Here is an 18637-nt window from a genome sequence, read left to right on the forward strand (position 1 = left end):
ATCAAAGTCATGCTGAAAAAGAGGCGCAAGCGATTGCCCGTCAGGTAAGACCAGCGTTGGTAAAAAGAGTAGCAAAATGTGCGCAAACTAAGTGTTTCCTGGGTTAACGTCACGCATCGAAACTATTTACCCGGCAATCACCCTTTATTTCAATGAGTTATAACTAATTCAATTTTTTTGATTAAGGTCGTCAATTCTCTTCGATTTATTCTTCCGCAGAAAAGTGTGACCATAATCACATCGACGGAACAACGTCACCTTAACAGAACAACCTGCGAGAATTTAGCCATGAAAACCATCAAATATGCTGTAGCTGCAATTGCTCTTTCTACTCTGTCTTTCGGTGCTTTCGCTGCCCAATCCGTTAACGAAGCCCAGGCGCAGAACCTGAATAAAATTGGCGTTGTATCCGTGACTGGCGCAACGACTCTGGACGGACTGGAAGCAAAACTGGCAGCTAAAGCGGACGCCGCTGGCGCAAGCTCTTACGCGATTACTTCTGCTAACACCGAAGGCCACATGAGCGGCACCGCGGTTATCTACAAATAATCCCGCGTTCAAGTAATACCCTCATCAAGGCTGGTACCCTCATCGGCCTTGATAGCACTACCCTTGTTTAACCCTGATGTTACCCTTGTTTGCCCGCGATGCCTGTCGCGGGCTTTTTTTTGTTCCGCACTCAGAAAACGTCGGCAACCCGGGCCAGGCCGGCCTCAAGCGTTGTAGCCTCACCGGTGGCTACCAGGCAGCAGGCCATCTGAATTTTCAGCGACTGCGGCACCGGCTCAACCCCGGCGACACAGCGCTCAATCCAGCGGGCGGTTACTTCAGGATCTTTGCCTGCCGGCAGCACGACGCCTTCATGTTCGGTTTGCCGCTCGCTCACGATGCGGGTGCCCTGGCCATCAATCAGCGTTAACTGCGGGCAGCGCTGCGGGTTGGCATACACCTCGCCTTCCGTACCGTGCATTAATAGCCCCCGCCCGCCGATATCGGCAAAAAACTTTGCCACTTTCGGCACATATTCCGGGTGAGAAACGCTGGCCAGACGCAGCGCAGCATCCTCCTCAAACGGCGTGGCCAGCTTCGCCAGCGTGTGTGCGCTGTTACGCACGCCCATGCGCCAGCGCATTGCCAGCTGATTTTCCATCGGCGGGCATAGCGCACTAATCGGCAGATAGACGGGATGGTGGGACTCAAGCTTCGCCTGCGCCTGTCCGGCGTGGCGGGTCGGTTCAATGCCCAACAGCGTAAAAATGGTTTCCGTCAGCACTCGGGTGGGATCTTCGCTCACGCCATGGACTACCACCGGGTAGCCAAGCTTGTTGAGCAAAAGCGCCAGCAGCGGCGTGAGATTAGCCTGCTTGCGGGCGCCGTTATAGGAAGGAATGACAATCGGCATCGGCTTGTCGGCCGGCGGCGTGAGTGTAATCACATGCTGCTTCATCGCCTGATAAAAACCGAGCATTTCCGCTTCGCCTTCGCCCTTAATACGCAGGGCAATCAGCACCCCACCCAGCTCAAGATCGGGCACTTCGCCCTTCAGCATATGGCTATACAACCCGCGTGCGGTATCAAAATCGAGATCTCTGGCATGGTTTTTCCCACGGCCAATTTCTTTAATGATTTTGCGATAGTCCATTCAGACTCTCCTTGCTATTTCTTGCTCACACGTTTGCGCCGTACAGTGTGTTTCGGCGTCGTTATTATCACTTTGGCTTCCGGCGCTTCCGGCTGTTCAATCGGGAATACCGGCAGCGCGGCCAGCAGACGCTCGCCGTAGCGTTTACTCAGCAGGCGGCGGTCGTAAATGACTATCTCACCATAGCAGGCGTGGCTGCGAATTAAACGCCCAACTTGTTGAATCAGGTTAAAAGAGGCGCTGGGTAAACTCTGTACTTCAAAAGGATAGCGGTTGAGGCTTTTCAGCCACTCTCCCTCGGTGACGACCACCGGGCTGTCTACCGGCGGGAAAGCAATCTTATGAATATGCACCTGGGTCAGTAGCTCGCCTTTCAGATCCAGCCCTTCGGCAAAAGATTGCAGGCCAATAAGCACGCTGGTTTCCCCGGCCTGAACGCGCTGGCGATGCAGCTCAACCAGACGGTACCGGGGCTGATCGCCCTGCACCAGTAGCATCAGCCGCAGGTCGGTGACGTGGGTTAAAAACTGCTGCATAGCGCGGCCGCTGGCAAACAGCACCAGCATCGCTTTGTGCTCGCCCTGTGCCAGCTGCGCCCGGAAGAAGGCTGCCATCTCGGCAATGTGCTGCGCCTCATGCTCCATCAGCGGCTCAAAGCGCATTTTGGGGATCACGATTTTCCCCTGCTCAATATGATTAAACGGCGAGTCCAGATGGATAAACCGATCTCCCGCTTTCTCACGCAGGCCGCTCATCTCCTGCAGGCGGTCAAAGCGGTTGAGCGAGCGCAGCGTGGCGGAGGTGACGATAACGTGCGGCACCTTGCGCCACAGCATTTTCTCCAGCTGATCGCTGACGCGGATCCCCACGCAGTGGAAGAACAGATGCGGCTGCCCCTCGCGAATTTCACGCGTCACCCACTTGGACACCGGCGCACCGGAGGCCTGTTCCATCGCCGCCAGCTTCCACAGCTTGCTCTGCGCTTCAAAAAAGCCTAACGCCCGGTTCATTTGCAGCAGCGCCCGATGCAGACGCACGATGTCGTGGCTGGCGGTTTTTTCGCTCAGATCGTTTAGCAGCGCTTCCGACAGGCCGCGCAGCGCCTCCATCAGCTTCGCCAGGCGCTGGCAAATGGCCATCACTTCTTCGGGCAGGACGCCCATTTCAAAGCGGTGTTCGCCTTCTCGCTCTCCCGGCAGCCAAAGGCTAACAATCGTGCTGAACGACTGCAGCAGCTCGTACACTTCGTCACAGTGATTGGTCAGACGTTCAGGCGCGGTCAGCGGCGGCGGGCTTTTAGGGCGGAACTGCGCCATGCAGGTTTCTACCAGCTTACTGAACAGGTCGAGCTGCAGACGACTGTAGCCCGGCGTTACCTCCGCGCTCATCTCCAGCGCGTCGCGGGCAACGTCCGCCAGATGATGGCCTTCGTCCAGCACCAGCAGCAGATTTTTCGCTTCCGGCAGCACCGCATCACTTTCCAGCGCCGCCATAACCAGCGCGTGGTTAGCCACGACCACTTCCGCCTCGTCGATTTCCCGGCGCGCCACAAAGAACGGGCACTCTTTATACCAGTGGCAGTTTCTCCCCAGGCAGCTGGCTTTGTCGGTGCTCAGCCGCCGCCAGAGATCGTCGTCAATCGCCTCATCGGTATGATCCCGCAGCCCATCCCATTTATAGCCGTCGAGGCTGGCTTTAAGTTTGGCGCAGCGCTGCTGTTCGGCTTTGCTGGTCGGCGACATCTCATCGTCCAGAAACGCCAGCAGATCGCCCTGCGTAAAGTTATCTGTCGCCAGCGCGGCCAGGTTCCGCGGGCACACGTAACGCCCACGGCCAAAGGCGGCGGTAAACTTCAGGTCGGGAATGATTTTGCGCAGCAGCGGCAGGTCTTTACTGAAAATCTGGTCCTGCAGCGCCACGTTGGCGGTGCTGACCACCAGGGTTTTTTGATCCCCTCTGGCAATAGCAATGCCGGGGATCAGGTAAGAGAGGGTTTTGCCGACGCCGGTCGGCGCTTCGATAGCCAGATGCCGCCCTTCTTCACCGGCAAGGGTCTTCGCCACCTCGGCTATCATCTGCCGCTGAGGCGCTCGCGGAATAAAATCCGGGATCTGCTGCTGTAACGCCTTATACCAGGCACCGATTTGCGCTTTTTGCGCCGACGACAAAGCCATAACTTCACTTCTTTCTCTGAATAATTTAAGTCACAGACCTGCGTCTGTGGCTCGAATTATGACGAGATACTGTATAAACAGCCACTATTGTTTTACTTTTATCCCGCTGCCCCCGGTGCTTTTCCTCTTCCGGGAAGTGTATTCAGGAAAACGTTTTAACCGCCTCAGGGCGGTTAAAACGTGAGGATTGTTTTTAAACCAACCACGCGGCCAGCTTTTCGGCCTGTAGCGCAAAACGGTTAAACAGCCGTTGAAGCACTTCCGGCTCCAGCTGATGAAACGGCAGGCTGCTCCACTGCACAACCTGCTGCCGATCGGGCAGCAGCCCGGTGAGTACCGGCGGATAGTCCATCCCCAGCAGATTGGCCTGCAGCAGCACCCTGAGCGTGTCGGTGTCGCTCAGCCGGGTTGGCTGCGTGGGCAGCACACAGCTCAGCAACAGGTGCCCAACCGGAGATTCGCTGATCTCCAGCGTCACGCCCTCGCCAAGCTCAACGGAATAGCCTTCCGCGCTCTCAAGCTCGGCTCTCTGCCCCAGCTCATCGGTCAGCAGCGGCTGCAAAATTTGCGCTAGTTTTGAAGGTGCAGGCATTATTAGTTCCCTAAAATTCGCCGGAATGCGGCCGTGACGGAGTTAGAACGAGGCCGCGTTCGGGCCGGGGCCGGGGCGGTGCCGTAGACGTCTGGCGGAATAACCGGCGGTTCACGGTAAGCCGGTCGGCTTGCCATGGCGTGCATCGGCGCGTGGGCGTGCATCGGCGGTGGGCCATAGCTGTATACCGGCGCGGCTGCGGGCGGCGGGCCGTAGCTGTATACCGGCGCGGCTGCAGGTGGCGGGCCGGAGTTGAACGCGGGACCATGAGCCGGCAAGGGAACGGTGCTGTACATCCCTCCCGGAGCGGGAGGCGGTGGGGCATAAATGGGCATCGGGGCCGGGCGAATATCGACGGAGTTTGCCCGGCGGCGAGGCGCAGTGGGTGGTACCGCATTGGATGCCGTTCTCGGACGGCGCCCTCGGGAAGAAGATTCCGCGGCGAACGATTCCGTACGCTGGCGAGGCCTATCGTTACTGGTGAAGGTGGGCGCAGGCGTTGCGCGCTGCTGGGCTTCTGCCGCCGCCTGAGGCCCGTTCATTCTGGAACGCATCTGCCCGACGGACAGCGACTGGTCAAAATGCTGCACAACGCCGCGGCTGTCGGCGCCATCGTACTGAATGCCCAGGTTATTGGAGGCGTGGCGCTGCACGTATCCTGGCCCCGCCACCACCGAATCCCGCAGCTGTTCCGGGCTAAGCTTGGCGAGTTTTGGCGCCGCCTTGCGGAACGCTTTATCCACTTCCGCCTGCGTCGCTTTTTCGCCCCGGAGCAGCTTCTCACGGACATCATCATCCCTGTGGCCAACAGGATACGTATGCAGTACGTGGTAACTATCACCGAATTTCGCGTCTTCTATTCGCATGGCTCGGCCAAATTCCGGCCAGGGATCTGACACCACCGATCTCCCATTTGCGCGCGGATCGCCGATGATAACAAAGGCGTGGTCTACGTCGCGATTGTGCACCACGGAAACCGGCTGTTTGACGCGGGAGTTCGCCAGCAATAGCGCATTCACCGCCGCCATTTCGCCGCAGTTGCCCGCCCGAAACTTAGCGGCCTCCCAGGCGCGCACGGTGTAATCCCCGTTGCCCGTTCCCTTCTGCGACAGAAGCGTTCGCTTATAGGATTCGGCCATCGTGGCGCGAACGTGGTTCTTTTGGTTGCCCGACCCCATGTCCAGAATGCGCCAGGTATCATCTATCGCCTTATTGGCGTAATAGAGCGCGTCTGCCCGGCGCGACGACACGTTCACGGTGCAATCGAAATGCTGAGGGTTGTCAGGCTCCAGCGCGATGCGCATGGATACCCGTCGGTTTGAGTTACCGCTTATCAGGCCGGGATCGACCCGCAGGCTGGTATCAACGTTGTTTAACGGCATGATATCTCCCCACTTTAGTTGTTGAGTCAAAAGGTTAAGTGGGGAGAGTGGCGCGGTGGTTCCTGCCGCGAAAGAATTTACCCTGCGGCGTACTGCCCGCGCAGCGGCAGGCCGTGCTCCTGGCGAATACCGTTTTCGGACAGCGCTTCACCCGCATACTTGCCGATGCCCACCGCGCGGGACTCCTCCTGCCCGGCCGGAGAGCCTGTATCGTAGCGGTCCGACGTCCCCCCGGTGTATGTCCCCTTCATCATGCGGTAGCCGTGAACCAGTTCATGGGCAAGCGACACAAAGGCCAACGAGGTATCGTCCAGCAGGCTTGGGCGGCCGTGGGCGTCGATAGCCACGGACTGCCGCGGGTTCCAGTCGACGCTGACGCTGGTCCCCTCGCCTTTCTTACCGAGCGGCTGTTTTTGGGCCAGGTGCGTCGCTTTTTTATTGTGCGCCTTATCGTATTCGCTGCTGGAAAGGTGAAACCGGCGAACCTGAAACTCGGTCAGCACCGGGCGGGCAACCGTATTCGCCATCGCCGTCACCTTCACTTTAACGTAGCGACCCTGGGTGCTGAGGTTACGTAGTTCATCCACCAGGCTCCTGCCATTAGGCCGACTGAGTAGCTTTCGCAACGCGCTTTCAGCGGCGAGGTAGTCTTCCGGGCGGTGATATTCAATGGCGATATGTGGCGCCACATGGCTGGCAGAGATAGTACTCATCTTTTCCCCTTTGTATAACGTTAACGTCGCAGCAGCAGCGCTTCAACCTGACGGCGCTGAAGCCGGTCTTTTTCTGCCTCCGGCGTAGCCTGCCGTTCGCGCGGCGCGGCAGGCTGGCACCAGCGGCCAATCACCGACAGCGTCCAGCTCAAACGCTCAAACAAGGGAAGCAGCGTGTCGAGATGCAGCTCGTCCAGCGGCAACGCCGCCCAGACTACCAACTGCGCACGGTCTTTATCGGCGGCAACGGTGATGGCCGGCTGCCGATCAATGTTCAGGTTGGCCTGTAATAGCTCGAGAAGCAGCGCCTCGCCGGGGTTGTCCGGCAGCGCAAGCAGCCCCACCATCGCCAGCGTCATGTTTTCCGTCAGTTCCAGAAAAACCGTCTGGCCATCGTCGAGCGTTAACGAGTAGTAGCCCCGGGCGTTGAAAACAATTCCGGGAATATTCAGCTGGTTAAACAGCGGCTGGAGTTTGTGGTAGAGCTGCTCAGCAATCACCATGATTTTCACCTGTCTCAGTCAGGAACATGGGGCGTGAGTGGCCGGCAGACGAAGCGGGTTCCGGGGAGAACTTGTAACAAGCTGCAACCTTATCGCCCCCGGCAAAGCTAGATTCGCCGCAGCGAGGCTGCTATGTTCATTTAAGACACGTCTTTGCAATTCGTGCGTGATAATTATTTTTATAAAAAAGAACGATTTAATAACTATAAATTATGGATGACAGACGGTATGGCAATCAGACTCCTCCTCGCGGACGATCACATTTTGATGCGCGAGGGCCTGAAACAGATTTTTTCACTGGATAAGAAAATCAAAGTGGTGGCGGAAGCGGGCTGTGGCAAAACGGTGCTATCGCTGCTAACGGAAATCGACGTAGATGTGCTGCTGCTGGATCTCTCCATGCCCGGCGACTCCGGGCCGGAGCTGGTCCAGCAAATCACCCGCCTGTGGCCGATGCTACCGGTGCTGGTACTGAGCATGCACAACGAGCCACAGATCGCCCAAATGGTCCTCGCCAGCGGCGCCCACGGGTTCATTACTAAAGACCAGGCGCCGCAAACGCTGCTGCACGCTATCCATCGCGTCGCCTCCCGCCAGCGCTACATCGACCCCTCGCTGGCGGAAGCCATCGTCTTTTCAACTCAGGAAAACGACCAGCTTCGCCGCTACGCCACGCTATCCCAGCGAGAGAAACAGATCCTCCGCCTGCTGAGCAGCGGCGAAAATATCAACGGGATTGCGGAAGCGCTGAGCATCAGCAACAAAACGGTCAGCACCCACAAGACCCGGATGATGGAAAAAATGCAGTTCGACAACAACGCCGACATCATCAAGTTTGCTATTCGCTATCATAAACTTTAGCCGGTGCCGGCAGGGCGTAAGGGATCTCGATATGCACGCAGCTCCCTTTGCCCGGCGCACTGTGGATGTTAAACGTCCAGCCTTTCATCATGCAGCGTTCCCGCATACTCAATAATCCAAAGGCCCCGTCGGATACCTGGCCGGGGTCAAATCCTTGCCCGTCATCATTAATACAAATCAGCACGACTTTGCCCCGCGTCAGGACTTTCACCTCCACTTCCCGCGCTTTTGCATGCCGCTGAACGTTAGTGAGCGACTCCTGTACCACGCGAAAAATGGCGGTCACCTCATCGTCACATAGCGACACCGGCAGCGGCTGAATAGTCAGAGTACACACGCCGGAACGGTGCTTGTTGAATTGGTCCCGCAGCCAGATAAGCGCGGGCTTTAGCCCCATGTTCAGCACCGCCGGGCGCAGTTGGGTGGCGATATCCCGTACCACTTTGATGGTGCCATCCACCAGCTGCGTCAGCGGTTCGACTTCATGCTGCAACGCAGGATGGTTCTGGCCCAGCAGTGATATCCCCACCCGTAGTGAAGTCAGATGCTGCCCCAGCTCATCGTGGATCTCCCGCGCCATATGCTTGCGTTCGTTTTCAACGCTGCTTTGCAGCTTTTGGGTCATCTGCCGCAGTTGATCGTGCGTCTGCCGCACCTGCTGTTCGGCAAAATATTGCCGGGAGGCAGGGCGAGCTATCACCAGCACGGACTTCAGCGTCTGCTGCAGCGTAAACTCAGGAATAAAACGCGCCTGGTAGATCCTCGACACCCGCAAGTCCGAGCGCACGCCGTGCAGCACGGCCTCCAGCTGAATATGCTTGCGAAGCACCAGCTGGAGCGACCAGCTGATCTGCTCCATTAACGTGGAATCGCCGATAAGCGAATTCATCTTCAGCCCGATAGCCGCGGCGCTCTTGGGCATACACTGCAGCGCCGTTTCGTTGGCATAGAGCAGCCGCTGTTCGCTGTCCACGCGCAGAATCGCATCCGGCATATTGTCCAGAATGTCGCGAAGTTCGTTTTCACGGTCGTAGTAAAAACGATGAATATCGTTGCGATAGCGAGTATCGCATACCACCATCATCACCCAGCTCTGCCGCTGAAACTCGAAGCGGCTCGGGCAAACTTCAACCGGAATAGCCTGCGTTGCCGCCTGAAACCGGGCGTTAATCTTATCGCCGTATTGCGAATGTTCCGGCTGCTCCAGCTGCTGCTCAACCACCGCCAGCAGCGGCAGATCGCCATAGCCGCGCAGCCGGGTAAAAATATTTTCGCCCACAAGCTGCCCGGCCCTTGCCTGACCGGCATTTTCCGGCAGGCAAAGACTGAGCGCCTTGTGGTTGGCAAAAACAATATTGAAATCCCTGTCAACAATGAAAACCAGCTCGCGCATGCTATTGAAAGCGGCGCTCAGCAATTCCTGAGTGTCATTGGGCCGAGGGTGCGGCCCGCCGTCTTGTTTCATAGAGTGTGATTCTTCTCGTTCAGGGAGTAACGAAGCACCGCTCGCTCAGTTCAGGCTGTCCCACCCCAGATCCTGTTTCAAAGACTGTCGGAGACGGGAAAGACGGGAACGCACGGTGCCAATAGGAATAGTCATCCGGTCAGCCGCTTCCTGGTAACTGATATCGTGATCCACGATCAGCTGTAATAATTGCTGATAATCTTCAGGGAGTTGCGCAATACGCTGCAACACTTTCGACAGGATGTCCTTACCCTCAGTCACCCCTTCCGGCTGCTCCGAATGCAGCAGCGTACCGAGCACATCATCGTTTAACTCATCGTGCAGGTAGCTCACTTTGACGGATTTATAGTGATTTTTCACCAGATTTACCGCAATCCCGAACATCCAGGTTTCCGGGCGAGACGTGCCGCAAAACTTGTGCTTATTGCGAATCACCTCATACCAGGTGTTCTGCACGAGGTCTTCTATATCGGCAAAGTTTGCCACGCGTTTACGAATAAAATTGTACAGCCTCTGTTCGTTGTCGCGCATTACGCGCTCCCAGTTAACCACCGGAAACTCGCCCTGCACGACGTTGGACTCAAAAGCAGACTGCGCATCCGGGAAAACCTGTGATTCGAAATCAAACATCGCTGACATAGTGAACACCTTTTTATTGAATAGATTCAGGAGTTCGTCCTATAGCAAGCGCCATGCCAGCGAAAAACACCAACTCAACACACTGATTATTAACAACTAAATTTTAAAAATCAGATTAATATGAGCAAAAACACACACAGTCTGAAAACCGGTTTGTGCAACTTTTTACACATGTCCTGGCGGAGGAATTTTTTTATTTTCCCGGGAACCGCCCCAGGCCTTAACCCACACACTGACAGGCGAATCGGGTAAGGCACACCGCAATGAACATGAGAATCCCCCAGCACCACCATCACCACAACCTGCGTCTTGAAACCGAACAGGCGGACGCGCTGGTCGATGAGCTAATCAGCGACACTAACAATGACAAGAGCGCGGCGAGCAGTTCATCGTCCGCCACTCGTGCAGCGCCCGCGCCACAGCGGCCCGGTGCAGCCCAGGAGTCGATGGCGTCAACTTTTGCGGAAAGCATCGAACAAAAAATCAAGCATGAAGAGCAGCGCACGCAAGCGACCCAGCTGCGCCGCATCTCCGTGGCGGCTATCAAGGTCACTCATCTTGTTGAGCTTGGCCGCCTGCTGGAAAGCCCGTCAGGTAAGGAGCAGGCCGAGCAAGAATCCGCCTTTGAACGCATGTTGTCGGGTGCCGAAGGGAAGGCCCCGACGCTGGATGATTTGCTGGAACAGGCCAATCACGACCCCGCCTCTGCGTTTGTGACCCTCAGCCTGATGGCGATGCGTCTGCGCAACGGCAGCAACCCGGCGCTGGCGGCACGGGTCGAGCAAATGCTTGCCGACCTGCAGCAGCAGCACCCGGAAAAAATTAACGCTGGGGTGAATACCGCCCCGGCGATTGCCGCGTTCAGCAGCGATCCGGCGCAGAAGCGCGAAATGCGCCAGCTCTATTACAGCGGTGTTATCAACCAGCAGTCCGCCGACAACATCATGGACGTGCTGTTGGATAAATTTGGCGTCGACGGCTTCGTGCCCGCCCTGCGCACCTTGCAGCGCGCACTGTCCGATGACATCGCCGCCCTGGCGCCTTCCGCCCCGCCGACGGCCCTGCGCCGCCTGCTTTCCGGGCTGAACGATACCCGCGCGATTACGCACACGCTGTCGGAAGTGGCCCAGTTCCTCGACCGCCTGAAGAGCAAATATTCCCACGTCACAATGGGTGCCGATGTCATGACGCGCTCTTTGCTCAGCATGTGCCGCAACGGATTCTATTCCCGGGATCTGACCCAGCTTGGTCTTCAGGTGGTGGGCGAAAAACCCTTGCAGCAGTCGCTCTTTTTCAACGGTCTGCTGACGCTGCTTCAGGCGCTGCCGGAGAAAATTTGGGGCGGGAACGATGAAACCCGCAGCAACGCCCTGCTTCTGCTGCGCACCCTGAACGGCGAATACGCCGCCTGGGAAAAACGCAGCCAGCTCGCGCAGTAAACGGACTTCACCAGGATTGAATAGCCCATGAACGCTTTGTTTAACCTTCTTAACCGGCTGGCAATAACCGCCATGCAACGCTCCGAAGTGGTCGGGGCTTTCATCGCGCTGGCGGTGGTGTTCATGCTGATCATCCCGCTGCCGCTGGGGCTGATTGACGTATTGATTGCGGTCAACATCAGCGTGTCGTGCCTGCTTATCATGACGGCGATGTACCTGCCTAAACCGCTGGCGTTCACCACGTTTCCGGCGGTGCTGCTGCTGACCACGATGTTCCGCCTGGGGCTGTCTATCTCCACCACGCGCCAAATTCTGCTGCAGCAAAACGCCGGGCACATCGTCACCGCCTTCGGCAACTTTGTGGTCGGCGGCAATCTCGCGGTAGGGCTGGTGGTGTTCCTGATCCTGACGGTGGTGAACTTCCTGGTTATCACCAAAGGATCGGAGCGTATCGCCGAAGTTGCCGCCCGCTTTACCCTCGATGCCATGCCGGGCAAGCAGATGTCTATCGACAGCGACCTGCGCGCCGGGCTGATTAACGTCCAGCAGGCAAAAAGTAAACGTGAAGACCTGGCGAAAGAGAGCCAGCTTTTCGGGGCGATGGACGGCGCCATGAAGTTTGTGAAAGGCGATGCCATCGCCGGGATTGTGATCCTCAGCATCAACATGGTGGGCGGCTTTTGTATTGGCGTGCTGCAGCTCGGCATGGCCGCGGGCGACGCCGCCAATGTCTACTCAATTCTGACCATCGGCGACGGCCTGATTGACCAGATCCCGGCGATGCTCATCTCTCTGACCGCCGGGATGATGATCACCCGCGTGTCGGCCAACGAGGACATCCCCAACAACAACATTGGCCGCGAAATAAGCGACCAGCTAACCAACCAGCCCAAGGCATGGATCATGTCCGCCATAGGCATGTTCTGCTTCAGCCTGCTGCCGGGGATGCCGACGGCGGTGTTTATCGTGCTCGGAATAATTACCCTGGGTTCGGGGCTGTTCCAGCTGTGGCGTGCCAAACGCGCGGCGGCCTCCGGCACCGGGGGTGAAATTGTCGCCCCGGAAGCCAACGGCGAAGAAGATATCCGTACCTTCAACCCCAGCCGCCTGTTTGTCCTCAGCTTCTCATCCGCTCGCGCCGGTGATCCGGAGGCAATGGCGCTTATCGAAGACATTCGCCGCCTGCGCAACCGGATTGTGAACCAGTACGGCTTCACGCTGCCGGTCTTCAACATCGATTTTTCGCCGTACCAGCCCAACGATGAATTTCGTTTTCTGGTGTATGAAGTGCCTAAAGTGATTGGCACCTTTACCTCAGGTAAGCGGGCGCTGGACTACCGTTTGCTGGCCCAGGAAGAGACCGGCACCGAACTCAGCACCGAAACCTATCCTCAGGAAAAAGGCTGGGCGTGGCTGGAAGAAAACGATCCGCTGCTGGATAAATTCCAGATGGAGTCCTGGAGTTCGCACCAGCTGCTGCTGGCCCGCATGGAAGAGGCGCTCTTCGCCAGCGGCCCGCGCTTTATCGGCCTACAGGAGACCCGCGCCATTATCTCCTGGCTGGAGATGGATCTGCCGGAGCTGGCGCAGGAGTTCCAGCGCATCTTCCCGATCACCCGCCTGAGCGCCGTACTCCAGCGTCTGGTAGCCGAACGTATTTCGCTACGTTCGGTACGAAGCATTACCGAATCGCTGATTGTTCATGGCCAGCACGAGCGCGATGTGGGCCTGCTGGTCGACCAGGTTCGGATCGATATCAAAGAACACATTTGCCACCAGTACAGCCACGACGGCGGCATCCAGGTATGGCTGCTGACGCCGGAAACCGAAGAGATCCTGCGCGACAGCCTGCGTCAGACGCAGAACGAAACCTTCTTCGCCCTCAGTCAGGACAAGCACGCCCTGCTGCTGGAACAGCTGCGGGAAGTATTCCCCCTGTTCCAGCGGCAAACCAGCGTGCTGCTGTCCGCCCAGGATTTACGTAGCCCGTTGCGCCTGCTTATCCAGGACGAATTCCACCACGTTCCCGTGCTGTCGTTCGCCGAGCTGCAATTCAACCTGCCGGTCAACGTGCTGGGGCGCATCGATATTCACGAAAACGCGCTTGACGCCTTCACTGCATAAAGGGTGCTGCCATGTATGAGCTGAGAGTATTAAACGGATTACATGAAGGCGCGGCGCTGCCGTTAAGCGGCGAACGCTGGCAGTTGGGCAACGCCGCCGACAGCGATTTGCAGCTCAATGATGGCGGCATTAAAGCCAGCCACGCCCTGTTAAGCCGCAGCGCCGAAGGCTGGATGCTCACGCCGATGGAGGGCACCGTTTGCCACCGCCACGGTGAACGCCTGAGCGCACAGCAACTCTGGCAGCCCGGTGAAATCTTCGCCGTCGGCGGCGTCTGGCTGACGCTCGCTGCCGCTGACGACGAGTGGGATAACCGCCCGCCGCCGCCGTTGCCTGTGACCAGCCCGGACGAACCGGCCCCCACCCTGCGCGAACCTATCGGCGGGATGCAAAGCAAGCCGGCTCCGGCGGCTCGTCGTTCACTGCTGGCAAGGATCCTGCCTCGCTGGGCGCAAATCTTCACGCTGTCCAGCCTGATGCTGCTGACCTTTACCATCTTCAGTTGGGTGCTCCAGCCCGGCATCGCCCAGCAGAACAGCGACGAGGAGCCGCAAATTAAGCCAGCCATTACCAATAGCAACGAGCTGCGCAGCGTGGTGGAGCAGGATCTGCGCGAGCGCGAGCTCTATAACAAAGTACAGCTGGCCAGTACGCCGCAGGGCATTACGCTCACCGGTGACCTGCAGGAAAACCAGCTGCCGATTGTCAGCCGCATGGTGGACAGCATCCGCGGCGATTATCAGCTCAAGGTGGCGCTCACTAATCAGACGAAAGTGCGCGAGGCCGTGCTGCCTTTCCATATCGTGCAAATTACCGCCGGGCCGCACGCCAACATCGTGACCGAGGACGGGCAGCGCCTGTTTGTGGGAGACGAACGCAACGGCCTGCGCCTGACCGGCATTACCGCCGACAGCGTACAGTTCGGCGGCAAGGAAAACATCGCGGTGAAATGGTAATGGTGCGCTATCAGACCGACCTCAACGCCTGGTTTGCCCAGCGCCATAGCAGCCTGAGCCAGCTTTCCGCCGTCAGCGCTTATGGCCGCATCACCGGCATCAGCGGAATTCTGCTGGAAAGCAGCTTGCCGCAGGCGCGCATCGGCGACCTGTGTCTTATCAGCCGCAGCGGCGACACCGAAGTGATGGCCGAAGTTGTCGGCTTTAACCCTCGCCACACTTTGCTTTCCGCCCTGGGGCCGCTGGACGGCATCGCCCAGGGCGCTCGCGTCACGCCGCTGTTCCAGCCCCACTCTATTAGCGTGTCGGACAGCTTATTTGGCAGCGTGCTGGACGGCTTTGGCCGCGCCATTGACGAAGATAGCCTTTCCGCTTTTGCGCTGGCCAGCGAGACACCGGACGCCCGTGGCGTGCTCGGTGATGCTCCTCCGCCCACGGACAGGCCGCGAATTGATACTCCGCTGCCGACGGGGATTCGCTCCATCGATGGCGTGCTGACGATTGGCGTGGGCCAGCGCGTGGGCGTCTTCGCCGGCGCTGGCTGCGGTAAAACAACCCTTCTGGCCGAAATGGCGCGTAACACGCCGTGCGATGCCATTGTGTTTGGCCTGATTGGCGAACGTGGCCGCGAACTTCGCGAATTCCTCGACCACGAGCTGGACGCCGAGCTGCGGTCACGCACCGTGCTGGTTTGCTCCACCTCTGACCGCAGCAGCATGGAACGCGCCCGCGCGGCGTTTACCGCCACGGCCATTGCCGAAGCGTTCCGTAACAAAGGTAAAAACGTCCTGCTGATTATCGACTCGCTGACGCGTTTTGCCCGCGCACAGCGTGAAATTGGCCTGGCGCTCGGGGAACCGCCCGGCCGGGGCGGCCTGCCACCGTCGGTCTATACCCTGCTACCGGGGCTGCTCGAACGCGCCGGGAAAACCTCGCGCGGCTCTATCACCGCCCTTTACTCAGTGCTGATTGAACAGGACTCGATGAACGATCCCGTGGCCGACGAAGTCCGCTCGCTGATAGACGGCCACATTGTCTTAACCCGCCGCCTGGCGGAGCGCGGGCACTACCCTGCCGTGGACGTGCTGGCCAGCCTGAGCCGAACCATGAGCAACGTCGTCCCTCGCGAACACATTGCCGAAGCCAGCACGCTGCGCCAGATGATGTCGGCTTACCAGCAGGTCGAAATGCTCATCCGCCTTGGTGAATACCAGCCGGGAAATGACCCGATGACCGACGCCGCGGTGCAGTCTCAGTCGGCAATCAACGCGTTTTTACGCCAGGCCAACCATGCCCCAAGCGACTTTACCGACACCCGCCAGCAGCTGCAGGAGGTCATTGCATATGCGCCGTCATAGTGAGGTAGAAACCCCGCTTGCACCCGATCCGCAGCAGGTTGCCCTCGAGCAGGTACTGACGCTTCTGCTGCCCATCAGGCGGCGGCGCTTACGCCGCAGTGAAAGCGAACAACGTCAGCATGAGCAGCAGCTTCGGCACTGCCAGGAAGCCGTCGAACAGGGTGAACGGCAGCTGGCAGAGCAGAAAATCGGCTATTTGCAGCTGCGCAATGATTTCGTGCCCCGGCACGCCGGCGTCACGCAGCCGCTTAACGACCTGCGGGAAACGCTGGATGTGGAGAAATCCACCCGCGCGGGCGTTATCCAACACATTCAGCAAATACACCAGCTGCACGAAGAAGTGCAGCAGCAGCAGGCACGCCTGACCGCCGCGCAGTCGGCCGTGCAGCGCTGCCAGCGGGAAATAGAAAAAATGGAGTATTTGCTCAACCAAAATCAGGGGAACGCTTTATGATTCACCACGCGCTAAAAAACGCTCACCCGCAGCCGAAGCTTTGGCAGCAGTCTCACCCGGCCCCGCAGCCGCATCACCAGCCGGAGAACGCACCGCAAACGCCAGCCCCTCGCGCACCGCGCACGCCGGTAAATAGCATGCCCACAATGCCGCCAATGCCTGCCCGAAGTGCCTCCTCCTTTAGCCGGGCCAGCGATCGCCAGAAGCTGTCGCGGGATGAAAAAGAGTTTAGCGACCTCCTGTCCGACGATGAGCCAGCCCCGGTGATGCCTATCCTGTCGCTCAACCTGTTTGACGGCTCCCTCGGCGGTACCGAACAGCCGCAGCAGGCCAGTGAGCCCCAGGCTTCTGCCCTGCAGGCCATGCTGGAATCGCACCTGGTGCAGGGCATTGAACAGCAGGAAAGCCTGCCCGCCCGCTTTAGCCTGCTGCTGCCAGATTTAGGCGAAGTGGTGGCGCAAATTACCCCGGCCAGTGGCGATGGGCTGGATATTGCACTCGGTTTTTCTGCTCATGCCTGGGACAAAGTTCGCGGCTTTGAACAGGACGGACAAGGCGCGCTCAGCGGCCGTCTTGGGAAAAAAGTTCGCCTCCGCTTCAAGCGGCGGGAGGCGGTATGAAACGTCTGCTGATTGCCGCTCAGTCGTCGGATGAAGCCCGCCTGCGGCGCTGGATCGGCAGCGGCTGGCGGCTCCCGTTCTTCAGGGAGGAAATGGCCGGCGAACTCCGCCTCCTGCCCTTCCGAACGCAGACTTAGCCCGGGACACAGCCTGAAGCCTTCCGCTGTGCCGCAGGCACGCTGTTTTTTAGCGATCCGCTGCCGGTGCTGGGACTGATGGCCGATTGCCCGGCGTTGCCTGGCGTTTCCACCGAGGACAGTGCCTGGTACTGGCCCTACTTCAGCCAGCAGCTCAGCCCTCAGCTGGCCGGGCTATTTGCGTTTCTGCAGCCTGCAGACGAACAAGCAAAGCCTGACCTTACGCTTCGCCTCGAGGTATTCCTCGGCGAAGCCTATGCCAGCACGCTGCTGTCGCTCTCCTGGGCCACGCTGCATCAGCTTGCTCAGCACCCGGCCTGGCAGCGGCTGATGGCCCCGCTTAACCCTGAACTTCCGCTTCAGTTACCGCTGACCGTTGGCAAGCTCCGGCTTTCCGCAGGCGCCGCCCGCCGCCTGGCTGGCGGGGATTTACTTCTGCCCGCCGAGACTTTCTTTTCGCCGGAAGGGCGCGGCGTGATGCCGCTGGCGCGACGACAATTTCAGGTTCACCTGGAACTGGCGAGCGAAACGACTCACAGAGACTTACTACACATTACGTTTAGCGAGGAGCTAACCATGACTTACCCGAACGCCCCCCTGGAGTACGACGATCAGCAGGACGGCGAAGAAGTGGTACCCGCCGGGGAATGGCAAACAACACGGGGGAGTTTCGACGACTTGTCGCTGGATTTGACCATCCGCTGCGGCAACTTGCAGCTGACGCTCGGCGAGCTACAGCAGCTGGACGCGGGGTCAACGGTCTTAGTGCAGCACGTCACGCCGGGTGAGGCACTGTTGTGCCACGGCAACAGCCTGCTGGCAAAAGGTGAACTGGTGGATGTTAACGGCACGCTCGGCTTCCAGATAACCCGCATGCTGCGCCAGACGGGTACGGCCATGGAACCCGTGTGATGGCCGAGAATATCAGCTCATTTAATCCCTTGGCGCTGGCCATCCTGCTGGGCGCTATTTCGCTGCTGCCCCTGCTACTGATGATAACCACCAGCTTTCTCAAGATTTCCATGGTGCTGATGCTGACGCGTAACGCCATCGGGGTGCAGCAAACGCCGCCCAACATGGCGCTTTACGGCATCGCGCTGGCCGCCACGCTGTTCGTAATGGCGCCGGTGTTTGACGGGATGCAAACCCGCTTCAAGGAGAAGCCTCTCGATACCACCAGCGCCGAGCGCTTAGAAAACAGCCTGCAGTACGGCATTAAGCCGCTGACTGACTTCATGCTGCGCAACAGCGACCCGGATCTGGAAACCCACCTGATGGAAAACAGCCAGCGCATGTGGCCGAAGGATCTGTCGGAGAAGATAGTCCACCAGCGCGACAACCTGCTGATCCTGATCCCGGCGTTCGTACTGTCCGAGCTGCAAAACGGCTTTAAGATCGCCTTTTTAATTTTTATCCCTTTCCTGGTGGTGGACCTGATCGTCTCCAACGTGCTGCTGGCGCTGGGGATGCAGATGGTGTCGCCGATGACCATCTCTTTGCCGCTTAAAATTCTGCTTTTTGTCATGGTGAGCGGCTGGACGCGCCTGCTGGACGGCCTTTTCTACAGCTATATGTGAG

General features: G+C 58.6%; 17 protein-coding genes and 1 pseudogene. 10 read left to right on the forward strand and 8 right to left on the reverse strand.

The genetic code is table 11. The features are described from left to right. Window positions 1-288: 288 nt before the first annotated feature. Window positions 289-549, forward strand: a complete 261-nt coding sequence (locus VW41_15930) for a hypothetical protein (protein ID AJZ90405.1) — start codon at window positions 289-291, stop codon at window positions 547-549. A gap of 130 nt (window positions 550-679) precedes the next feature. Here VW41_15930 and VW41_15935 read toward each other — a convergent pair whose 3' ends face one another. The 6 genes from VW41_15935 to VW41_15960 all read right to left on the reverse strand — a co-directional run bounded on the left by VW41_15935 (window position 680) and on the right by VW41_15960 (window position 7006). Continuing rightward, window positions 680-1642 carry a glycosyl transferase gene (locus VW41_15935; protein ID AJZ90406.1) on the reverse strand — a complete coding sequence of 321 codons (963 nt, stop codon included), beginning with the start codon at window positions 1640-1642 and terminating at the stop codon, window positions 680-682. Window positions 1643-1656: 14 nt separating this feature from the next. After that, window positions 1657-3816, reverse strand: a complete 2160-nt coding sequence (dinG, locus tag VW41_15940) for an ATP-dependent DNA helicase DinG (protein ID AJZ90407.1) — start codon at window positions 3814-3816, stop codon at window positions 1657-1659. Window positions 3817-4009: 193 nt separating this feature from the next. Continuing rightward, window positions 4010-4408: a type III secretion chaperone CesT gene (locus tag VW41_15945; GenBank protein AJZ90408.1), complete on the reverse strand. Its 399-nt coding sequence runs from the start codon at window positions 4406-4408 to the stop codon at window positions 4010-4012. 2 nt (window positions 4409-4410) lie between these two features. After that, window positions 4411-5790 (reverse strand): hypothetical protein, encoded by a 1380-nt coding sequence (locus tag VW41_15950; protein AJZ90409.1) that lies wholly within the window; start codon window positions 5788-5790, stop codon window positions 4411-4413. A gap of 77 nt (window positions 5791-5867) precedes the next feature. Further along, a complete protein-coding gene (locus VW41_15955; protein ID AJZ90410.1) occupies window positions 5868-6503 on the reverse strand; it encodes a hypothetical protein in 636 nt (211 codons plus the stop codon). A 20-nt stretch (window positions 6504-6523) separates the two neighbouring features. Next, on the reverse strand, window positions 6524-7006 hold the full coding sequence (locus VW41_15960) for a hypothetical protein (protein ID AJZ90411.1): 483 nt from the start codon (window positions 7004-7006) through the stop codon (window positions 6524-6526). Window positions 7007-7234: 228 nt separating this feature from the next. On the opposite strand from VW41_15960, the gene VW41_15965 reads away from it, so the two are divergent. Next, the gene (locus tag VW41_15965) at window positions 7235-7867 is read left to right on the forward strand and encodes a LuxR family transcriptional regulator (protein ID AJZ92004.1); all 633 of its coding nucleotides are present in this window, start codon (window positions 7235-7237) and stop codon (window positions 7865-7867) included. On the opposite strand, the gene VW41_15970 is transcribed toward VW41_15965, so the two are convergent. Continuing rightward, window positions 7845-9332: a histidine kinase gene (locus VW41_15970; protein AJZ90412.1), complete on the reverse strand. Its 1488-nt coding sequence runs from the start codon at window positions 9330-9332 to the stop codon at window positions 7845-7847. The genes VW41_15965 and VW41_15970 overlap by 23 nt on opposite strands. Window positions 9333-9377: 45 nt before the next feature. Next, complete coding sequence (locus VW41_15975; GenBank protein ID AJZ90413.1) at window positions 9378-9971, reverse strand: RNA polymerase sigma factor; 594 nt, start codon at window positions 9969-9971, stop codon at window positions 9378-9380. Window positions 9972-10234: 263 nt separating this feature from the next. On the opposite strand from VW41_15975, the gene VW41_15980 reads away from it, so the two are divergent. The 8 genes and pseudogenes from VW41_15980 (at window position 10235) to ssaR (ending at window position 18636) form a co-directional block, all read left to right on the forward strand. Further along, complete coding sequence (locus VW41_15980) at window positions 10235-11410, forward strand: type III secretion regulator YopN/LcrE/InvE/MxiC (protein AJZ90414.1); 1176 nt, start codon at window positions 10235-10237, stop codon at window positions 11408-11410. Between the two features lie 27 nt (window positions 11411-11437). Next, the gene (locus VW41_15985; GenBank protein ID AJZ90415.1) at window positions 11438-13534 is read left to right on the forward strand and encodes a type III secretion protein HrpI; all 2097 of its coding nucleotides are present in this window, start codon (window positions 11438-11440) and stop codon (window positions 13532-13534) included. A gap of 11 nt (window positions 13535-13545) precedes the next feature. Further along, a complete protein-coding gene (locus VW41_15990; protein ID AJZ90416.1) occupies window positions 13546-14490 on the forward strand; it encodes a type III secretion protein HrpQ in 945 nt (314 codons plus the stop codon). After that, window positions 14484-15848: an ATP synthase gene (fliI, locus tag VW41_15995; protein ID AJZ90417.1), complete on the forward strand. Its 1365-nt coding sequence runs from the start codon at window positions 14484-14486 to the stop codon at window positions 15846-15848. The genes VW41_15990 and fliI overlap by 7 nt, the downstream gene beginning before the upstream one ends. Continuing rightward, window positions 15835-16302, forward strand: a complete 468-nt coding sequence (locus VW41_16000; protein AJZ90418.1) for a type III secretion protein — start codon at window positions 15835-15837, stop codon at window positions 16300-16302. The genes fliI and VW41_16000 overlap by 14 nt, the downstream gene beginning before the upstream one ends. After that, window positions 16299-16922, forward strand: coding sequence for a type III secretion protein (locus tag VW41_16005; protein ID AJZ90419.1), 624 nt, complete (start codon window positions 16299-16301; stop codon window positions 16920-16922). Before VW41_16000 ends, VW41_16005 begins: the two co-directional genes overlap by 4 nt. Window positions 16923-17059: 137 nt before the next feature. Then, window positions 17060-17971: pseudogene (locus VW41_16010) on the forward strand (protein HrcQ). Further along, on the forward strand, window positions 17971-18636 hold the full coding sequence (ssaR, locus tag VW41_16015; GenBank protein AJZ90420.1) for a type III secretion system protein SsaR: 666 nt from the start codon (window positions 17971-17973) through the stop codon (window positions 18634-18636). Before VW41_16010 ends, ssaR begins: the two are co-directional and overlap by 1 nt. The last annotated feature ends 1 nt before the right edge of the window (window position 18637 follow it).

Origin of the sequence: Klebsiella michiganensis, from assembly GCA_000963575.1 — a bacterium.
Taxonomy (GTDB): Bacteria; Pseudomonadota; Gammaproteobacteria; order Enterobacterales; family Enterobacteriaceae; genus Cedecea; species Cedecea michiganensis_A.

Excerpts from the sequence above, each read along its gene's own strand:
- VW41_15930 (AJZ90405.1), top strand. The coding sequence starts at position 289 with ATGAAAACCATCAAATATGCTGTAGCTGCAATTGCTCTTTCTACTCTG.
- VW41_15935 (AJZ90406.1), bottom strand. The coding sequence starts at position 1,642 with ATGGACTATCGCAAAATCATTAAAGAAATTGGCCGTGGGAAAAACCAT.
- dinG (AJZ90407.1), bottom strand. The coding sequence starts at position 3,816 with ATGGCTTTGTCGTCGGCGCAAAAAGCGCAAATCGGTGCCTGGTATAAG.
- VW41_15945 (AJZ90408.1), bottom strand. The coding sequence starts at position 4,408 with ATGCCTGCACCTTCAAAACTAGCGCAAATTTTGCAGCCGCTGCTGACC.
- VW41_15950 (AJZ90409.1), bottom strand. The coding sequence starts at position 5,790 with ATGCCGTTAAACAACGTTGATACCAGCCTGCGGGTCGATCCCGGCCTG.
- VW41_15955 (AJZ90410.1), bottom strand. The coding sequence starts at position 6,503 with ATGAGTACTATCTCTGCCAGCCATGTGGCGCCACATATCGCCATTGAA.
- VW41_15960 (AJZ90411.1), bottom strand. The coding sequence starts at position 7,006 with ATGGTGATTGCTGAGCAGCTCTACCACAAACTCCAGCCGCTGTTTAAC.
- VW41_15965 (AJZ92004.1), top strand. The coding sequence starts at position 7,235 with ATGGCAATCAGACTCCTCCTCGCGGACGATCACATTTTGATGCGCGAG.
- VW41_15970 (AJZ90412.1), bottom strand. The coding sequence starts at position 9,332 with ATGAAACAAGACGGCGGGCCGCACCCTCGGCCCAATGACACTCAGGAA.
- VW41_15975 (AJZ90413.1), bottom strand. The coding sequence starts at position 9,971 with ATGTCAGCGATGTTTGATTTCGAATCACAGGTTTTCCCGGATGCGCAG.
- VW41_15980 (AJZ90414.1), top strand. The coding sequence starts at position 10,235 with ATGAACATGAGAATCCCCCAGCACCACCATCACCACAACCTGCGTCTT.
- VW41_15985 (AJZ90415.1), top strand. The coding sequence starts at position 11,438 with ATGAACGCTTTGTTTAACCTTCTTAACCGGCTGGCAATAACCGCCATG.
- VW41_15990 (AJZ90416.1), top strand. The coding sequence starts at position 13,546 with ATGTATGAGCTGAGAGTATTAAACGGATTACATGAAGGCGCGGCGCTG.
- fliI (AJZ90417.1), top strand. The coding sequence starts at position 14,484 with ATGGTAATGGTGCGCTATCAGACCGACCTCAACGCCTGGTTTGCCCAG.
- VW41_16000 (AJZ90418.1), top strand. The coding sequence starts at position 15,835 with ATGCGCCGTCATAGTGAGGTAGAAACCCCGCTTGCACCCGATCCGCAG.
- VW41_16005 (AJZ90419.1), top strand. The coding sequence starts at position 16,299 with ATGATTCACCACGCGCTAAAAAACGCTCACCCGCAGCCGAAGCTTTGG.
- ssaR (AJZ90420.1), top strand. The coding sequence starts at position 17,971 with ATGGCCGAGAATATCAGCTCATTTAATCCCTTGGCGCTGGCCATCCTG.